We start from the raw sequence: 16516 nt of genomic DNA, 5'->3' as shown, positions 1-16516 counted from the left end.
CTATCTGGCCTTGTGCCGGCCGAAACGTCGTTCAAGCGTGCGTGTCATGCTCATCAGCGGCAGGCTCATCGCCAGGTAGCCGACCGCGACGAGCGTGTAAACCGTCAGATTCTGGAACGTCGACGCCGCGATCAGTTGCCCTTCGCGCGTCATTTCGGCAACCGTGATGGTCGACGCGAGCGACGAGTCCTTCAGCATCATCACGAGCGTGTTGCTGTACGGCGGCAGCGCGACCTTGATCGCCTGCGGCAGGATCACCCGTATCATCGTTTTCACGCGGCCCATGCCGATCGACTGCGCGGCTTCGTACTGGCCCGGATCGACCGCCTCGATGCCCGACCGGAAAATTTCCGCGATGTAAGTCGAGTAGCCGAAACCCAGGCCGATAATGCTCGCCTGCAGCGCCGTCACCTGGATATGGATATCCGGCAGCACGAAGTAGATGTAGAACAGCAGCACGATCATCGGCAGACCGCGCACGACGTTGATCATCGTGCTCACGCCGCGTACGACGAGCGGATAGCGCGACATCTTCAACAACGCCCAGGCGAGGCCGAGCACGGTGCTCAGCAGCAGGCAACCGAGCGTGATGACGATGCTCATCACCGCGCCTTGAAGCAGAATCGGTACAAAGTCGGCTATATCGTGCCAGTGCATGTCGTGCCTTCCATTGCTCTTTGCATTCGTTCCGTCCGCCGCGCCGCTGGGCGGCGGACGTCGCAGGGCGGGTCCCGCGTCGCCGCGGGCACGCCTCTTTTCTCAGGGAGCAGGTCAGCCCGCGAGATGCCACTTTTTCAGGATCGCGTCGAGCGAGCCGTCGGCTTTCATCTTCGTCAACGCGTCGTTGATCTTCGCCATCAGCGCGGTGTTGCCCTTCTTCACCGCAATCGCGATGTCGAATTTTTTCATCGGCACGTACGCGTCGTCGACCCGCGTGCCCGCCATCGCGCCCGCCGCTTCCTGCGCCTTCAGGATCGGATAGTCGTTGAAGCCCGCGACGATGCGGCCGAGCGCGACGTCGCGCGTCATGTCGGCCGGGCTGTCGTACATCTTCACCTCGGTGAAGATGCCGAGCTTCTTCAGCTGGTCGCCGTAGTCGGTGCCGGTCGGCGCGCCGACCGCCATGCCTTTCAGGTCCTGCACCGAGTGATAGACGGCCTTGTTCGTGTCCTTGACGATGATGCCTTCGCCGAACGCCGTAACCGGCTGCGAGAAATCGACCACTTCGGCGCGCTTCGGCGTCGGCGTCATGCCCGCGACGATGATGTCGATCTTGCCGGACACCACCGACTGGATCAGCGCCGAGAACGGCACCGCGTCATACGACACGTTGAAGCCCTCGCGCTTGCCGATCTCTTTCACGACGTCGGGCATCAGGCCTTCGATCTGCTGCGTCTTCACGTTCATGAACGTGGTCGGCGCGCTCGACGGCGGCGAGCCCGCGGTGAGCGTCACCGTTTCGGCGGCGTGGGCGGCGCCGAACATCATCGTCATCGCGAGGCCCGCGCCGGCGGCAAAGCGCTGCACGGCGTTGAAGCGGACGGCGGAAGCAGGCTGGAACATGAAACGCAACATGGGTTTTCCTCTGGAAGTAGTGATTTTCAATCTGCGCGCTGCCCTGCCGTCCGACGGCAGGGTTCGTCGTTTAATGCAGCACATCCTGCAACCGGTAATACGCGCCGACCAGCGGCAGAAACCACGCGCGTCCGAAATGTCCTGGAATCGCGGGCCATTCGAGCGTTCGCCACGGATTGCGCGAGGCGGCGCCGAACATCACGTCGGCCATCAGACGGCCCATGTGCACCGACATCTGCACACCGTGGCCGCTGTAGCCCATTGAATAGAACAGTCCTTCATGCTGGCCCGCGCGCGGCAGGCGATCGGCCGTCATGTCGACGAGGCCGCCCCAGCAGTAGTCGATGCGCACGTCGGCCAGTTGCGGGAAATAGCGGGCGAGACCATCACGCAGAATGCGCCCGCTTTTCTCGTCCGAACGCGGATTCGACATCGCAAAGCGCGCGCGGCCGCCGAACAGCAGACGCTCGTCGGGCGTCGCGCGAAAATAGTTGCCGATGTTCAGCGTCGTTACATACGAGCGGCGCGTGGGCAGCAGCGCATCGAGGCGGGCCTTGCCGAGCGGCTCGGTGGCGACGATGAAGCTGCCGACCGGCGCGATGCGACGGCGAAACCATTGCAGCGGACCCACCTGCGACGCGCCCGTGGCAAGCAGCACGCGCCCGGCGCGTAGCGTCCCCAGCGGACACTGCACGTCGAACGCGTTGCCGCCGAGCGGCTTCAGGTTCGTGACAGGCGTGTTCTCGTAGATCCGCGCGCCGCGGCGTGCCGCGGCTTCGCCCAGACCCACGCCGAATTTGCCCATGTGCATCTGCATGCCGTTGCGCTGCACGAGGCCGCCGAAAAATCCGTCCGACGCGATCTCGTCGTGAATCCGCTCGGGCGGCACGAGTTCGACATCGGGATCGACTTCGCGCCGCAGCACCTCGTACGACTTCGCGAGCGACACGAAATGCTGCGGCTTCGCGGCGAGCTTGATCTTGCCGGAGTGACGCAGATCGCAATCGATCTGCTCCTCCGCGATGATCGACTTCACCGTCTCGACAGCACCCGCATAGGCGCGGTAGAACTCCGACGCGCGCTCGCCGCCGATGCGCGCGGACAACGCGGCGTAGTCCTGCGCGACGCCCGTATTGCAATGGCCGCCGTTGCGCCCCGATGCCTGCGCGGCGAGCCGCCCCGCCTCGAACACGACCACCGACATGCCGCGCTTGCCCAGCTCCAGCGCGGCCGACAGTCCGGTGAAGCCGCCGCCGACCACGGCAACGTCCACCTGCCGCGGGAGCGGACCCTCGGCGGCCTTCGTAAAGCGTGGCGCGGTGTCGAGCCAGTAGGAGTCGAGCTTCATCGTGATGCGTTCCTGTCGGTGGGTTGCGCCGCCGGCGGCGGCGCGCGGCAAGCGCTGTCGTGAGCAGGCCGGATGCGCGGATCAGAGGCCGAGCAACGATGCCAGTTGCGGAATGCCCGAGACTTCGTTGACGCCGTAATACGCGTTCAACGGCTCGTGGCCGCGGTTGACGAACGCCTTGTGCCGGATGCCCATGTCGTACGCGGTCATCAGGTCGTAGCGGAAGCTCGACGACACGTGCAGCACGTCTTCCGGATTGCAGTCCAGTTGCGAGAACATGTACTCGAAGGCTTTCTGCAGCGGCTTGTAAGCTTGCGCCTGCTGCGCGGTATAGACCTTGTGGAACGGCGCGCCGAGTTTGTCGACGTTGCTCTGGATCTGGTCGTCCGACGCGTTCGACAGGATCACGAGCCGGTACTTCGAGGCCAGTCGCGACAGCCCTTCCGGCACGTCCGCGTGCGGCCCCCAGCCCGGCACGGCTTCGTAGATTTTCAGCGCGGTCGCTTCGTCGAACGGCACGCCGGTGCGTTCGCAGGTGCGGCGCACCGAGTTCACGACCACCTCGCGATAGGGCTTCCAGGCGCCCAGTACTTCGTCGAGGCGGTAGCCGCGGAAGAATTCGACGAACTCGTCCATCTTCGCCTTGTCCAGCTTGTCGCCGTATAGCTGGCGCGCGGTCTGGCCCATCTGGAAGTTGGTCAGCGTGCCATAGCAGTCGAAAGTGATGTACTTCGGCTCGAAATCGATCATGGTCAACATCCTGTCGTGGCGAACCTGTTCGCAGGCTCGGGGTTCAGTTTCGGGTTGAATCAGTGCGATCGGTGTTTGCGCGAATCCGGTGCAAGGCCGTGCTTCACAGCGTTTCGAAATCGATCAGCACACTCTTGTGCCGCATGCTCGCCACCACCGCCTCGCGGCCGAGATCCTTGCCGATGCCGGACTGGCCGAAGCCGCCTGTCGGAATGATCATGTCGCCGCTGCGGCCATAGCGGTTGATCCAGATGGTGCCCGCGGCGATGCGGCGCATGGCGCGCAGCGCCTGGCCGATGTCGCTGCTGTGCACACCCGCCGCGAGACCGTAGACCGGATGCGCGGCGAGCGCGATGCCCTCCTCTTCGTCGCTGAACGTCTGCACGGTCAGTACCGGGCCGAAGATTTCCTCGCGCACGGCGGGCGTCGTTCCGGTCACATTCGCGAGCAGTGTCGGACGGTGGAAATAGCCTTCGCCGGTGCCTTCGAAAAAACCGCCGCCGAAGATGACTTCCGCGCCGCTGTCGCGGCTCTGCTCGATCAGCGTTTCGATGCGCTGCGCCTGATTGCGGTTGATGATGGGCGAATACGCGGTGCGGCTGTCCCACAACGGACCCGGCCTGATCGGCAGCAATTTCCGTTGAATCGCGTCGATCAGCGGTTCGGCAATGCGCTGATGAACGATCAACCGCGTGCCGGCCACGCAGGCCTGTCCACCGTTGGCCGTAAAGCCGCGCGCGATGCAAGTCGCCGTATGGTCGAGATCCCTCACGTGTTCGAACACCAGTTGCGGGCTCTTGCCGCCGAGTTCCAGGGTGACGGGCTTGGTGCCGTGCAGCGCGGCGTCGCTCATGATCGCCGCGCCGGTGCGGGTCGATCCCGTGAAGCTCATCTTCGAGATGTCCGGATGACGCGTGAGCGCGGCGCCGGTGGTCGCTCCGCGGCCGTTCACCACATTGAAGATGCCGGGCGGCATACCTGCTTCGATCGCGAGTTCCGCGAGACGCAGCGTCGAGAACGGCGTCATCTCCGATGGTTTCATCACGACTGCGTTGCCCGCGGCGAGCGCCGGCCCGCATTTCCACGAACACATCGACAGCGGGAAATTCCACGGCGTGATCGCGCCGATCACGCCGTACGGTTCCGACGTGGTGAAGCCGAGACTGTCGCGGCGCGTCGCCGCGAGGTCGCCGCCGAGCTTGTCGGCCAGCTCCGCGAAGAAGCGGATCGCTTCCGCGGTGAACGGCACGTCCGATGCATAGCTTTCCGCCACCGGACGCGTCGAGCTGACGGTTTCGAGTTGGGCGAGGCTCAGCGCATCGCGATCGATCAGTTCGGCCCAGCGGGTCAGCACCTTCGCGCGCTCACGCGGAGAACGCGTGCCCCACCCGCTCTCCTTCCAGGCGGACAGCGCATTGCTGACCGCGTAATCCACGGTGGCGTCGGATGCGTCCGGCACGTGACCAAGCAGCGCGCCATCCGACGGACGATGAACGGCGATCCGCGCCTCGCTCGTCGAGTAGTACGCGCCGCCGATGAAATGCCCCTGCGGCAACGCAATGGCGGAAGGATCGAAATCGAGTGACGGAGTCGACATGTCCGGCCTGATCAGTAGGTTCAAGTGTGCGATGCCGCGCCCGCTCATCCCTCCACGACGCACGACACCGCCCGGCACGGCGGTTCGTCCTCGCAATCACCGAATGAACGAGCCGCCAATGAATTTCATTTTAATGAACACCAAATGAATTACTAGTGGTCAAAAATAAACTTTGCGAAAAGTTCGTTGTGCGCCGCAATGCGTTGGGCCCCCGGCCATCGCGCCGACGCGCGGGTCCACGCGCCACGCCCGCGCGATCGTGCAACGCAAAAATGAACAGTGGAAAGCGAGAACGAAAGGCGCCGACGTCAGCCGCCGGCCCGGCGGAACCGGACACCGCGCATCAGAAGGATGCCAGGGAGAGGGAAACAGGAAAGACCGAGCCGCCTGTCACCAGACACACGGCTTCGGAACCACGGAAAGATCAAAGATGAATGACGGGCGGCTGCGTATTCATGATCCACAGCAAACGCGCGGTCTTGTTGCTTTCGTTATGCACGCTGTGCGGCACCGTGCTCTTGAACTGGAAGCTGTCGCCCGCGCGCAGCTCGGAGCGCCGGTCGCCGACATTCAGCACGACCGTGCCTTCCAGCACCAGCCCCGCTTTTTCGCCGATGCCGACCAGCACTTCCTCCGACCCCGAGCCGGCCGGCAGCATGATGATCATCATCTGCAGATCGTGATCGCCGTGCGGCGACAGCAGCTCTTTCTGCATGCCGTGCGTGCCGACGTCGAACAGCGGCCGCTCAGCCGCCTTGCGCACGAAATCGCCGGTGACCGGGTCCGACACCGCGTCGTCTTCCTCGAGCAGCGCGGTGAGCGGCACCTGCAACGCCTGGCGCAGACGTTCGAGAATGCGCACCGACGGATTCGCCTTGTTGCGCTCGACCTGACTGACGGTGCCGACCGACACGCCCGCGCGCATCGCCAGTTCGTTGACCGACAGACCGTGCGCGATGCGCAGCGCCCGCAGACGGGCACCGACATCGCCGTGACCCGGCTCGACCGCGCGCTTCTTGAGCTGTGTTCGCTGCATGTGTTTCCTGTTGATGACGATGCGGCCGGCCCGCTACGCGCCGCCGCTGTTGTGTGCCGGGTGCGGACCCGTTGCATGCGAAGCGGCGCCCGCCGCGTCGCTACAATGAACATCCGCACGATTTCTCATCATTATATTGAATTCACCACCCTTGCGGTGAACATCAAAAATACCCCGCGCAGTGCGTGGCGCGGTGCTGCAAGCCCTGCCCCATGCAACGGCGAATAACAAAAAGATCGTCCTATGAAGCAGGCACCGGGAATGCGACAGTCTAGGCTGATCATGCCGCCAGCAGGAGTTTGCAGTGTCCGAATCATCCGTGAAGAAATCACCGGGCTACCGCCGTTTCACGTCCGCTGACATCCCCGCCGCGCACGGCCTTTCCATTGCCGTGCGCTGGCCGCACCGCGCCGACGACTGGCGCTTCATGTACGAGGCCGGCACGGGCTTCGTCGCCGAAGACGACGGCACCGTGATCGGCACCGCGCTGTGCTGGAAATTCGGCGAGGACCGCGGCACGCTCGGCCTCGTGATCGTCGCGCCGGACGAACAGGGCCGCGGCATCGGCCGCAAGCTGATGGAACTGGTGCTCGAGGAACTCGGCAGCCGCGTGACTTTCCTGCACGCGACCGTGGCGGGCAAGCCGCTTTACGAAAAGCTCGGCTTCGTCACCTGCGGCGGACTGACCCAGCACCAGGGCACGCTGGGCAGCGTGGCCGCGGTCGCGCCGCCCGCCGGCGAGCATCTGCGCGCCGCGACGCCTGAAGACACGCCCACGCTGATCGAACTCGCGTCGCGCGCGAGCGGCTTCGACCGCAGCGCGACGATACCCGCGCTGCTCGAATTCTCGCAAGGCGTGGTGCTCGAACGCGACGGCGAAGTGCTGGGTTTCTCGCTGTTCCGTCCGTTCGGGCGCGGCTACTCGATCGGACCTGTCGTCGCGCGTCATTCGCCCGACGATCTGCGCGCCCGCGCGCTGATTTCATACTGGCTCGCGCAGCATGCCGGCGATTTCGTGCGGATCGACGTACCGGGCGACGCGGGCATCCACGACTGGTTGACCAGTCTCGGCATGACGCGCGTCGACTCCGTCGAAAAGATGGTCCGCAACGCTTCCGCCGACGCGCGCGAGGCGGCCCCGGACGCGACCTGGCGCACGTATGGCATCATCAATCAGGCGATGGCCTGAGCGGCGATGACCGTTCTCTACAAAGCCGATCCGGTGCGCGGAGCGCTGTGGGCCGAACGGTTCGCGCAGCTTGCGCCCGACATCCCGTTCCGGGTGTGGCCGGACCTCGGCGACCCCGCGGCCGTGCGCTATCTGGTGGCGTGGCAGCCGGACGGTCTCGCCGCCACGCTGCCGAATCTCCAGGTGGTGTTTTCGGTCGGCGCGGGCGTCGATCAACTCGATCTGTCGCAGATCCCCGCGCATCTGCCGGTGGTCCGCATGATCGAGCCGGGCATCGTCGACGGCATGGTCGAGTACGTCACGCAAGCCGTGCTCACGATTCACCGCGATCTGTTCGATTACGAGTTGCAGCAGCGCGCGCGCGTATGGCAGCCCATGCCGTTGCGCGCGGCCGCGTCGCGCCGCGTCGGTGTGCTTGGCCTCGGCATGCTCGGCACGGCGGTACTGCAACGTTTGCGGCTGTTCGGCTTTGCATGCGCGGGCTGGAGCCGTTCGACGCACGAGATCGAAGGCATCGACTGTTATGCGGGCGACGCCGGGCTCGCGGCGTTTCTGGCCCGCACCGACGTACTGATCTGCCTGCTGCCGCTGACGGAGGCGACGCGCGGCCTGCTCGGGCGCCGGGTGTTCGACATGCTGCCGCGAGGCGCGTCGCTGGTTCACGTCGGGCGCGGACCGCAACTCGTAAGCGCCGATCTGCTCGACGCCCTCGAACGCGGACAGATGCACAGCGCGGTGCTCGACGTGACCGACCCGGAGCCGCTGCCCGCCGACCATCCGCTGTGGACGCAAGCGCGCGTGCGCATCACGCCGCATATCGCGAGTGCGACGCGGCCCGAATCGGCGGTCGACGCGGTGCTGGAAAACCTGCGCCGCCATCGCGCCGGCGAGCGGATGAATGGCCAGATCGACCGCACGCGCGGCTACTGATACCGAGGCGCGGCCCGCCACCGGGACGCCGCCTCGTTTCGCCGGGTGCGCGGTGTCGGCGGACAGCGCGCGCCGGATACTTCGCCACCGACCGTCACAAGGCACGGAGACTCACATGCACACGAATCTCGAACAGCAGGCCGGCGCGCTGATCCGCTCGGACAACTTCATCAACGGCCGGTGGGTCGCGGCCGCGAGCGGCCGGCGTTTCGCGGTCACCGATCCGGCAACCGGCAACCTGATCGCGGAAGTCGCCGACAGCGGCCCCGCCGACGCACGCGCGGCCGCCGACGCCGCCGCCAGGGCGTTCCCCGCGTGGCGCGCGCTGCTGGCGAGCGAACGCGCGGCCGTGCTGCATCGCTGGCACGCGCTGATCATCGCGAATCGCGACGCGCTCGGCGCGCTGATCTCGCTCGAACAGGGCAAGCCGCTTGCCGAAGGACGCGCCGAGGTGACCTACGGCGCGTCGTACGTCGCGTGGTTCGCCGACGAAGCCACCCGCATCTACGGCGATCTGATTCCGCAGCAGCAGCGCGGCAAACGCATGAGCGCGGTGAAGGAGCCGATCGGGGTGGTCGCGGCCATCACGCCGTGGAATTTCCCGCTCGCGATGATCGCGCGCAAGATCGCGCCGGCGCTTGCGGCCGGCTGCACGGTCGTCGCGAAACCCGCGGAAGACACGCCGCTCACCGCGCTCGCGCTGGTGCTGCTGGCGCACGAGGCGGGCGCGCCGGACGGCGTGCTCAACCTGATCTCGGCGTCTCGCGCCGCGGCGGCCGACACGGTCGGCGCATGGCTCGCCGACAGCCGCGTGCGCAAGATCACGTTCACCGGCTCGACGCCGGTCGGCAAGCATCTCGCGCGCGAATCGGCGAACACGCTGAAGAAGCTCTCGCTCGAACTCGGCGGCAACGCGCCATTCATCGTGTTCGACGACGCCGACCTCGATGCCGCCGTGAAAGGCCTGCTGGCCGCGAAATTCCGCAATGGCGGACAGACCTGCGTGTGCCCGAACCGCGTGTACGTGCAGCGCGGCGTATACGAGCATTTCTCCGCGCTGCTGTGCGCGAAGGTGGCCGAGCTGCGGGTCGGCCCCGCGAGCGATCCCGCCTCGCAGATCGGGCCGATGATCAACGTGCGCGCGGTCGAAAAGATCGCCCGCCATGTCGACGACGCGCTCGGGAACGGCGCGCTCGTGCTGACGGGCGGACGGCGGCTCACCGCGCTGGGACCGCACTACTACGCGCCCACGGTGCTCGGCAACGCCACCCCGGCGATGGCGTTGTGCGGCGAAGAAACCTTCGGACCGGTCGTGCCGCTGTTCCCGTTCGACGACGAGCAGGAAGCCGTGCAAGCCGCGAACGACACGCCGTTCGGGCTCGCATCGTATTTCTACAGCGAGAACATGCGCCGTATCGAGCGCGTGTCGCGCGCGCTGGAGGCCGGCATCGTCGGCATCAACGAAGGGGCGCTCGCTTCGGAAGCGGCGCCGTTCGGCGGCGTCAAGGAGTCCGGCTACGGTCGCGAAGGATCGAAGTACGGACTCGATGACTATCTGTCGATCAAGTATCTGTGTCAGGGCGGCCTGGAGTAAACGCGCAAGGCCGGCCGCTCGAACCACGCGCATCGACCTCACATCAAGACCATGGGAACAAGCCGCATGAAAGTCCAGCAGATCAGGCAAGCCGCGGACCTCGCCGCACTGGAAGACTGGGGGACCGCTGGCCTGCCCGGCACCGAACCGTCGCGCGTATCGGGACGCCAGTACGTAATTCCCGGCCACGAAGCCGTGGATACCGGCGTATTCGAATGCTCTCCCGGCACCTACAGGCGCTCCGTCGCGCAGGCGGAAGTCATGCATTTCATCAAGGGCAGCGGCAGCTTCACGCCCGACGGAGAAGACACGATCCGCTTCGCCGCGGGCGACACGCTGTTTTTCGAAGCGGATACGACAGGGCTCTGGCACATCGACGAAACGCTGCGCAAGATTTATGTGATCTTCTGAAGACGCCGCGCGCCCCCTCTTCCGCTGTGATGTCATTAACGGTTGCTCAAACATGCTAAGAATCGACGAAGTCTCGAATAGCGACGGATTTCCCGAGCGCTGCGACGTCGTGGTGATAGGCGGCGGCATCATCGGCGTCAGCACCGCTTACGAGCTCGCGCGGCGCGGCATATCGGTCGCGCTGCTCGAGAAAGGCGTCATCGGCGCGGAACAGTCGGGGCGCAACTGGGGTTGGGTGCGTCAGCAGAACCGCGATCTGTACGAGTTGCCGCTCGCGATGCAGAGCCTCAAGCGTTGGGCGGAACTGAGCGACGAACTCGGCGAGGACGTCGGCTTCCGGCGCACCGGCATTCTGTACGGAAGCGAGCAGTCTTCCGACGTCGCTCAATGGGAAGCATGGCTCGGCAAGGCGCGCGCGCTCGGCTTCGACAGTCAGTTGCTGTCGGCTCGCGAACTGGCCGCGCGCGTTCCCACCGGTCATGCAAAGTGGGCGGGCGGTGTGTGGTCGTTTTCCGATGGCCGCGCGGAACCGTCGAAAGCGGCGCCCGCCATCGCAAGAGGCGCGCAACGGCTCGGCGCGCGCGTGCATCAGACCTGCGCGGTTCGCGGACTCGATATCAGCGCGGGGCGGATTGCCGGGGTATGGACGGAGCGCGGCCTGATCGGCGCGGGCACCGTGGTGCTGGCCGGCGGCGCGTGGAGCGCCCTCTTCTGCCGGCATCATGGGATCGATCTGCCGGCGGTCAACGTGATCGGCACCGCGCTGCGCACCGCGGAAGCGCCCGCCGTGATAGACGGGTGCTTCTCCGGCCCGAACTTCGCGATACGGCGGCGGCTCGACGGCGGCTACACGATCGCGGTGCCCGGCTATGGACGCATGGAAATCGCGCCGCAGAACCTGCGGCACGCGGTCAGGTTTCGCCAGATGTTCCGCAGCAAGCTCAACAAGAAGCTCAAATTCCGGATGGCGCAGCACTTCTTCAGCGGCCCCGAAGGAAGTGCGAACTGGCGTAACGACGACATCTCTCCGTTCGAAGTGACGCGTGTTCTCAATCCCGCGCCCGATGCCGAATGGCCGACGCGCGCGCTGCAAAACGTTGCGATGGTATTTCCCGAACTGTCGGGATTGCGTATCGCTCACACGTGGGCGGGCGCGATCGACACGACGCCCGATCTGGTGCCGGTCATGTCGCGCGTGGAAAGCAAAGCGGGCCTCGTGATCGCGTCCGGGTTCAGCGGTCATGGATTCGGGCTGGGACCGGGAGCAGGCATGCTGGTCAGCCGCATCGTCACAGATGACGCGAGCGGGACCGACATTCAGCCATACCGGTTGACGCGCTTTACCGACGGAACCCGGCTCGCGAGCCCCGAAATGATGTAACGGACGTGCGCGCCACGAGAGAAATGAAGAGACGTCGCGGCGCCGGATTCACCGGGTTCGATCGTCGTCGATCGTCGAAGTCTCCCGATCGTCCGATCGGGAGACTCGTCAGATCCGGACCGACCCAGGCATAACTTCAGATCATGGTGAGTCCAACAATTCTGGCGTTGCTGCCGTATTAATGAATCAATATATTCGATACCACTCCCGCGTCTCTGGAACGTAGCGGAGATCAGGCGCAAGGCTCGAACTGCAAGACGTCCATCGTTTCATCCCCGTCGAGGAAACACCGTGATGAATACTGCAAGGTTTCGCCGCTCGATGTTCCCATTGTGTCCGCTGGCCATGACTTTAGCGTTGAGTATCGCGGGCGGCGCGCCGGCGTTCGCGGCAGGCAAAATTACTTTCGTCTCGCAAGGCGGCGCTTATCAGGAAGCGCAAACCAGGGCGATTCTCGATCCCGCCGCGAAACAGCTCGGCATCACCATCAATCAGGACAGCATTCCCGACGCGTGGCCGCAGATCAAGGCCCAGGGCGAAACCGGCAAACCGGTGTGGGACGTGGTCGACACACCGACCTCGAACTGCCTGCGCGGCGGCCGCGAGGGCCTGCTGGAAAAACTCGATTTCTCGAAGATCCCCAACGCGGCCGCCGTACCGGACAAGTACCGCACGCCTTATTCGGTCGCCTATGAGTTCTATTCGACGGTCATCGGCTACAACAAGAAGAATCTGAAGAAAGTCCCGCAGAGCTGGAAAGACTTCTGGGACGTAAAGAATTTTCCCGGCACGCGCGCGCTGCGCAACGATCCGATGACGGTGCTCGAAGCCGCGTTGCTGGCGGACGGTGTGCCGCGCGACAAGCTCTATCCGCTCGACGTCGATCGCGCATTCAGGAAACTCGAGGAGATCAAGCCGAACATCACGGTGTGGTGGACCTCGGGCGGGCAGTCCGCGCAATTGCTGCACGACGGCGAAGTGGACATGACGATGATCTGGAACGGCCGCGCGAGCGCCGTGATGAAAGACGATCCGGACATCGCGTTTACCTATAACGATGGCATCCTGCAGAACACACAGCTCTGCGTGCTAAAGAACGCGCCGAACCTCAACGATGCAATGCGCTTCATCAACGCCGCGGTATCGCCCGAACTGCAGGCGAATCTGCCGCTTTACATCGATTACGGGCCGGGCAATCCGGCCGCGTTCAAGACGGGCAAGATCAGCGACGCCCGCGCGGCCCAATTGCCGAGCTCGCCCGCGAATGCGGCCAGGCAGGCATTGATGTCCGAGGAGTGGTGGGCATCGAAGCAGGGGATCGACGCAAAGGCACGCTGGCTCAAGTTCATGCAGTAAGTACGGCTCTTTCGTTGCAGCGTTCTTCACATGCCGCGTACGATGCCGTGCGCGGCCCTCCTGTTCCAACGTGATCGACTATCTGATTCTGGGCGGCGGCTCCGCGGGCTGCGTGCTGGCCGCGCGCCTGTCGGAGGATGCGGGCACGAACGTGTGCGTCATCGAGGCGGGCCGCGATATCTCCGCCGATACGATGCCCGACGCGATCCGCAGCCGTTATCCGGGACGCGCCTATCTCGACACGCGCAACATCTGGCAAGAGCTCAAGGCGCGCATGAGCGCGCGCGGCCTGCTTCGTCGATATGAACAGGCGCGTCTGCTCGGCGGCGGTTCCGCGATCAACGCCCTCATGGCGAATCGCGGCGCGCCCGCGGATTACGACGAGTGGGAAGCGCTCGGCGCGTCGGGCTGGAATTGGGCGTCGTGTCTGCCCTATTTCCGCAAGCTCGAAACCGACTGCGATTTCAGCGGCCCGCTGCATGGCGGTAACGGGCCGCTTCGCATCCAGCGCACTCCCTGGCCGCGCATCTCGCCGTTCGTGCGCGCGGTGCTTCACACGCTCGGTGAAAACGGTCATGCGCAGCATGACGATCAGAACGGGCCGTGGGAAGACGGCACGTTTATCGGTTCGATCGGGGTGAGTGCCGCGGGTGAGCGCATTCCCACGTCCGTCTGTTATCTCGACGATGCGGCCCGCGCGCGCCCCAACCTCACGATACGCACCGACGAAGTGGCCGCCCGCATTCTGTTCGACGGGCGCCGCGCGACCGGTGCGCGCATCATCCACGCGGATGGCGCGAGCGAGGACCTGCGCGCGCGCCGGGTGATCGTGTCGTCCGGTGCGATTCATAGTGCCGCACTGTTGCTGCGCAGCGGCATCGGGCCGGCGGACGAACTGAAGAAGCACGGCATCGAAATCGTCGCGGATCGCGCGGGGGTGGGACGCAACCTGATGGAGCATCCGTCGATTGCCGTCTCCGCTTTCCTGCCCCGCAACGCACGCACGCCGTTTCCCGCGGAACATCACGAACAGGCGGTCGTGCGATTTTCATCAGGGCTGCCCGACACGGTTCCCGGCGACATGCACGGCGCGATTCTGTCGCGCTCGGGATGGCATTCAGTCGGATATCGCATCGGAACCCTGTTCTTCTGGGTCAACAAGTCGTATTCGCGGGGACGGGTGACGCTCGCATCGTCCAACGTGCTCGACGAACCCGATGTCGACTTCGCGATGCTTTCCGACACGCGCGATCTGGAGCGGCTCAAGCTCGCGGTGCGGTTCGGAGCGGCCCAACTGGCGTCGCCCTCGATGGCCGCGTATCGCGACGTGATCTTTCCATCGAGCTATTCGCCGCGCGTGGCGGCGGTGGCGCTGCCGGGCATCTGGAATGCGATGCAGCGCGGCGCGCTGAGCGGGCTGCTCGATATCGCCGGGCCTTTGCGTGGCACGTTGATCAGACGGGTGGTGACGCAAGGTGTCGGCATCGACGATCTGCTTTCCGACGATGGCGCGATGACCGAGTTCGTCACCCGTTCGGCCGGCGGGACATGGCATCCTTCCGGTACTTGCCGGATGGGGTCCCCAGCCGATCCGTCGGCGGTGACCAATCAGCACGGCGCGGTTTATGGCGTCGAGGGTCTATACGTGTGCGACGCTTCGCTGATGCCCTCGATTCCCTGCGCGAATACGAATGTGCCGACCATCATGATGGCGGAGAAAGTGGCCGACTGTCTGCGCACTGGAGACCTTCGCGCGAACCCGTGAGCCGTGCGCCGTGAGCCGCCGTTCGGGCGCCCCCGCTCAGAAAAGGCCGCGGGGCGCATGCCGCCCGGCAGCCCCCTGCCCGTCACGCGCCGTATCCCACCACGCCCTTTACTTCCAGGAACGCCTCCAGCCCCCACTCGCCATACTCGCGCCCATTGCCCGACTGCTTGTAGCCGCCGAACGGCGAGCCCGCATCCCACGCGGGATAGTTGACGTACACGCTGCCCGCGCGCATGCGCAACGCCACTCGTCGCGCGCGCGCCTGATCGCCCGACTGCACATAAGCGGCGAGCCCGAACGGCGTGCCGTTGGCGATGGCGATCGCGTCTTCCTCATCGCGATACGGCATGATCGCCAGCACGGGACCGAAGATTTCCTCACGCGCGATCGTCATCGACGGATCCACGTTCGCGAATACGGTGGGCTTCACGTAATATCCGCGCGCAAGCCCAGCGGGCCGGCCGAGGCCACCGACGGCAAGCGACGCCCCCTCTTCGATCCCCACGCCGATCAGCCGCTGCACGCGCTCGAACTGCACGCCGCTGACGACCGGGCCCATCGTGGTGGCCGGATCGTCCGCCGCGCCGACCCGCAGCGTCCGCGCGACACGCACCGCGATGGCCACCGCTTCGTCGTGACGCGATGCCGGCACGAGCATGCGCGTCGGTGCATTGCAGGACTGGCCGCTGTTGCCGAAGCACGAACGAACGCCTGCCGCGACCGCGGTTTCGAAATCGGCATCGTCGAGCAGGATGTTCGCCGACTTGCCGCCCAACTCCTGATGCACGCGCTTCACCGTCGGCGCGGCCAGTTTCGCGATCTCGACACCCGCGCGCGTCGATCCCGTGAACGACACCATATCGACATCCGGATGAGCGGCGAGCACCGCGCCGACCGTCGGGCCGTCGCCGTTCACGAGATTGAAGACGCCCTTGGGCACGCCCGCCGCGTCGATGATCTCGGCGAACAGCACCGCGTTCATCGGCGAAATTTCGCTCGGCTTGAGCACCATCGTGCAGCCCGCGGCGATGGCCGGCGCGACCTTGCAGACGATCTGGTTGACCGGCCAGTTCCACGGCGTGATGAGCGCCGCCACGCCCACGGGCTCGTGATTCACGAGCGTCGTACCCTTCATGCGCTGCCACTGAAAGCGCCTGACCGTGCGCAGCGTCTCCTCGAGATGCCGCTTGCCGAGCGCGGCCTGCCATTCGCGCGCGAGCGTCGTGGGCGCGCCGATCTCGCGCGTGATGACATCGGCCATTTCGTCGTAACGCCTCAGATACTCCGCCAGTATCTTTTCGAGCAGCGCGACGCGTTCTTCCACGCTCGTCCGCGAGAACGACGCGAAAGCGCGCTTCGCCGCCGCCACCGCGCGGCCTGCGTCGCTTGCATCACCGAGCGCGACGTCGCCCAGGGACTGTTCCGTGCAGGGATCGATCACCGGCAGGCGCGCGGTGCCCGACGGCTCCACCCACTCGCCGTCGATATAGAAATGCTGTAGATGTCGCATACGTTCTCCCACGAACGACCCTAGCAGGTTGTTGAAAAGCGCCCCGTCATGACGACCGAAGCTATGTTCAGGAG

14 protein-coding genes are annotated in these 16516 nt (G+C 65.4%); 7 read left to right on the top strand and 7 right to left on the bottom strand.

Features of this window, described 5'->3' with window-relative positions:
* The 6 genes from QM685_RS21415 to QM685_RS21390 form a co-directional block, all read right to left on the bottom strand.
* Positions 1-657: an amino acid ABC transporter permease gene (locus QM685_RS21415; RefSeq protein WP_415119068.1), complete on the bottom strand. Its 657-nt coding sequence runs from the start codon at positions 655-657 to the stop codon at positions 1-3.
* Positions 658-771: 114 nt separating this feature from the next.
* Positions 772-1575 (bottom strand): ABC transporter substrate-binding protein, encoded by an 804-nt coding sequence (locus QM685_RS21410; RefSeq protein ID WP_415119066.1) that lies wholly within the window; start codon positions 1573-1575, stop codon positions 772-774.
* A gap of 70 nt (positions 1576-1645) precedes the next feature.
* Positions 1646-2923, bottom strand: coding sequence for an NAD(P)/FAD-dependent oxidoreductase (locus QM685_RS21405; protein ID WP_415119064.1), 1278 nt, complete (start codon positions 2921-2923; stop codon positions 1646-1648).
* An 81-nt stretch (positions 2924-3004) separates the two neighbouring features.
* Positions 3005-3673, bottom strand: a complete 669-nt coding sequence (locus QM685_RS21400; RefSeq protein ID WP_415119062.1) for a haloacid dehalogenase type II — start codon at positions 3671-3673, stop codon at positions 3005-3007.
* Between the two features lie 103 nt (positions 3674-3776).
* Complete coding sequence (locus tag QM685_RS21395) at positions 3777-5270, bottom strand: aldehyde dehydrogenase family protein (protein ID WP_415119060.1); 1494 nt, start codon at positions 5268-5270, stop codon at positions 3777-3779.
* A gap of 424 nt (positions 5271-5694) precedes the next feature.
* A complete protein-coding gene (locus QM685_RS21390; RefSeq protein ID WP_415119058.1) occupies positions 5695-6306 on the bottom strand; it encodes a cupin domain-containing protein in 612 nt (203 codons plus the stop codon).
* A 304-nt stretch (positions 6307-6610) separates the two neighbouring features.
* Between QM685_RS21390 and QM685_RS21385 the strand changes: the two genes are divergently transcribed.
* From QM685_RS21385 to QM685_RS21355, 7 genes are all read left to right on the top strand, one after another.
* On the top strand, positions 6611-7495 hold the full coding sequence (locus QM685_RS21385; protein ID WP_415119056.1) for a GNAT family N-acetyltransferase: 885 nt from the start codon (positions 6611-6613) through the stop codon (positions 7493-7495).
* Positions 7496-7501: 6 nt separating this feature from the next.
* Positions 7502-8425, top strand: coding sequence for a 2-hydroxyacid dehydrogenase (locus QM685_RS21380; protein ID WP_415119054.1), 924 nt, complete (start codon positions 7502-7504; stop codon positions 8423-8425).
* A gap of 115 nt (positions 8426-8540) precedes the next feature.
* Positions 8541-10019: an NAD-dependent succinate-semialdehyde dehydrogenase gene (locus QM685_RS21375; RefSeq protein ID WP_415119052.1), complete on the top strand. Its 1479-nt coding sequence runs from the start codon at positions 8541-8543 to the stop codon at positions 10017-10019.
* A 66-nt stretch (positions 10020-10085) separates the two neighbouring features.
* The gene (locus tag QM685_RS21370; RefSeq protein WP_415119050.1) at positions 10086-10430 is read left to right on the top strand and encodes a cupin domain-containing protein; all 345 of its coding nucleotides are present in this window, start codon (positions 10086-10088) and stop codon (positions 10428-10430) included.
* A gap of 52 nt (positions 10431-10482) precedes the next feature.
* A complete protein-coding gene (locus QM685_RS21365) occupies positions 10483-11811 on the top strand; it encodes an NAD(P)/FAD-dependent oxidoreductase (RefSeq protein WP_415119048.1) in 1329 nt (442 codons plus the stop codon).
* Positions 11812-12105: 294 nt separating this feature from the next.
* Positions 12106-13167 carry an ABC transporter substrate-binding protein gene (locus QM685_RS21360; RefSeq protein WP_415119046.1) on the top strand — a complete coding sequence of 354 codons (1062 nt, stop codon included), beginning with the start codon at positions 12106-12108 and terminating at the stop codon, positions 13165-13167.
* Between the two features lie 70 nt (positions 13168-13237).
* Positions 13238-14932 carry a GMC family oxidoreductase gene (locus tag QM685_RS21355; protein WP_415119044.1) on the top strand — a complete coding sequence of 565 codons (1695 nt, stop codon included), beginning with the start codon at positions 13238-13240 and terminating at the stop codon, positions 14930-14932.
* Between the two features lie 82 nt (positions 14933-15014).
* Here QM685_RS21355 and QM685_RS21350 read toward each other — a convergent pair whose 3' ends face one another.
* A complete protein-coding gene (locus tag QM685_RS21350; RefSeq protein WP_415119042.1) occupies positions 15015-16442 on the bottom strand; it encodes an aldehyde dehydrogenase family protein in 1428 nt (475 codons plus the stop codon).
* Positions 16443-16516 lie beyond the last annotated feature (74 nt).

It is taken from the genome of Paraburkholderia sp., from assembly GCF_047605525.1.
Taxonomy (GTDB): Bacteria; Pseudomonadota; Gammaproteobacteria; order Burkholderiales; family Burkholderiaceae; genus Paraburkholderia.
The sequence above is the reverse complement of the archived record's forward strand: the minus strand, read 5'-3'. Positions and strand labels throughout refer to the sequence as shown.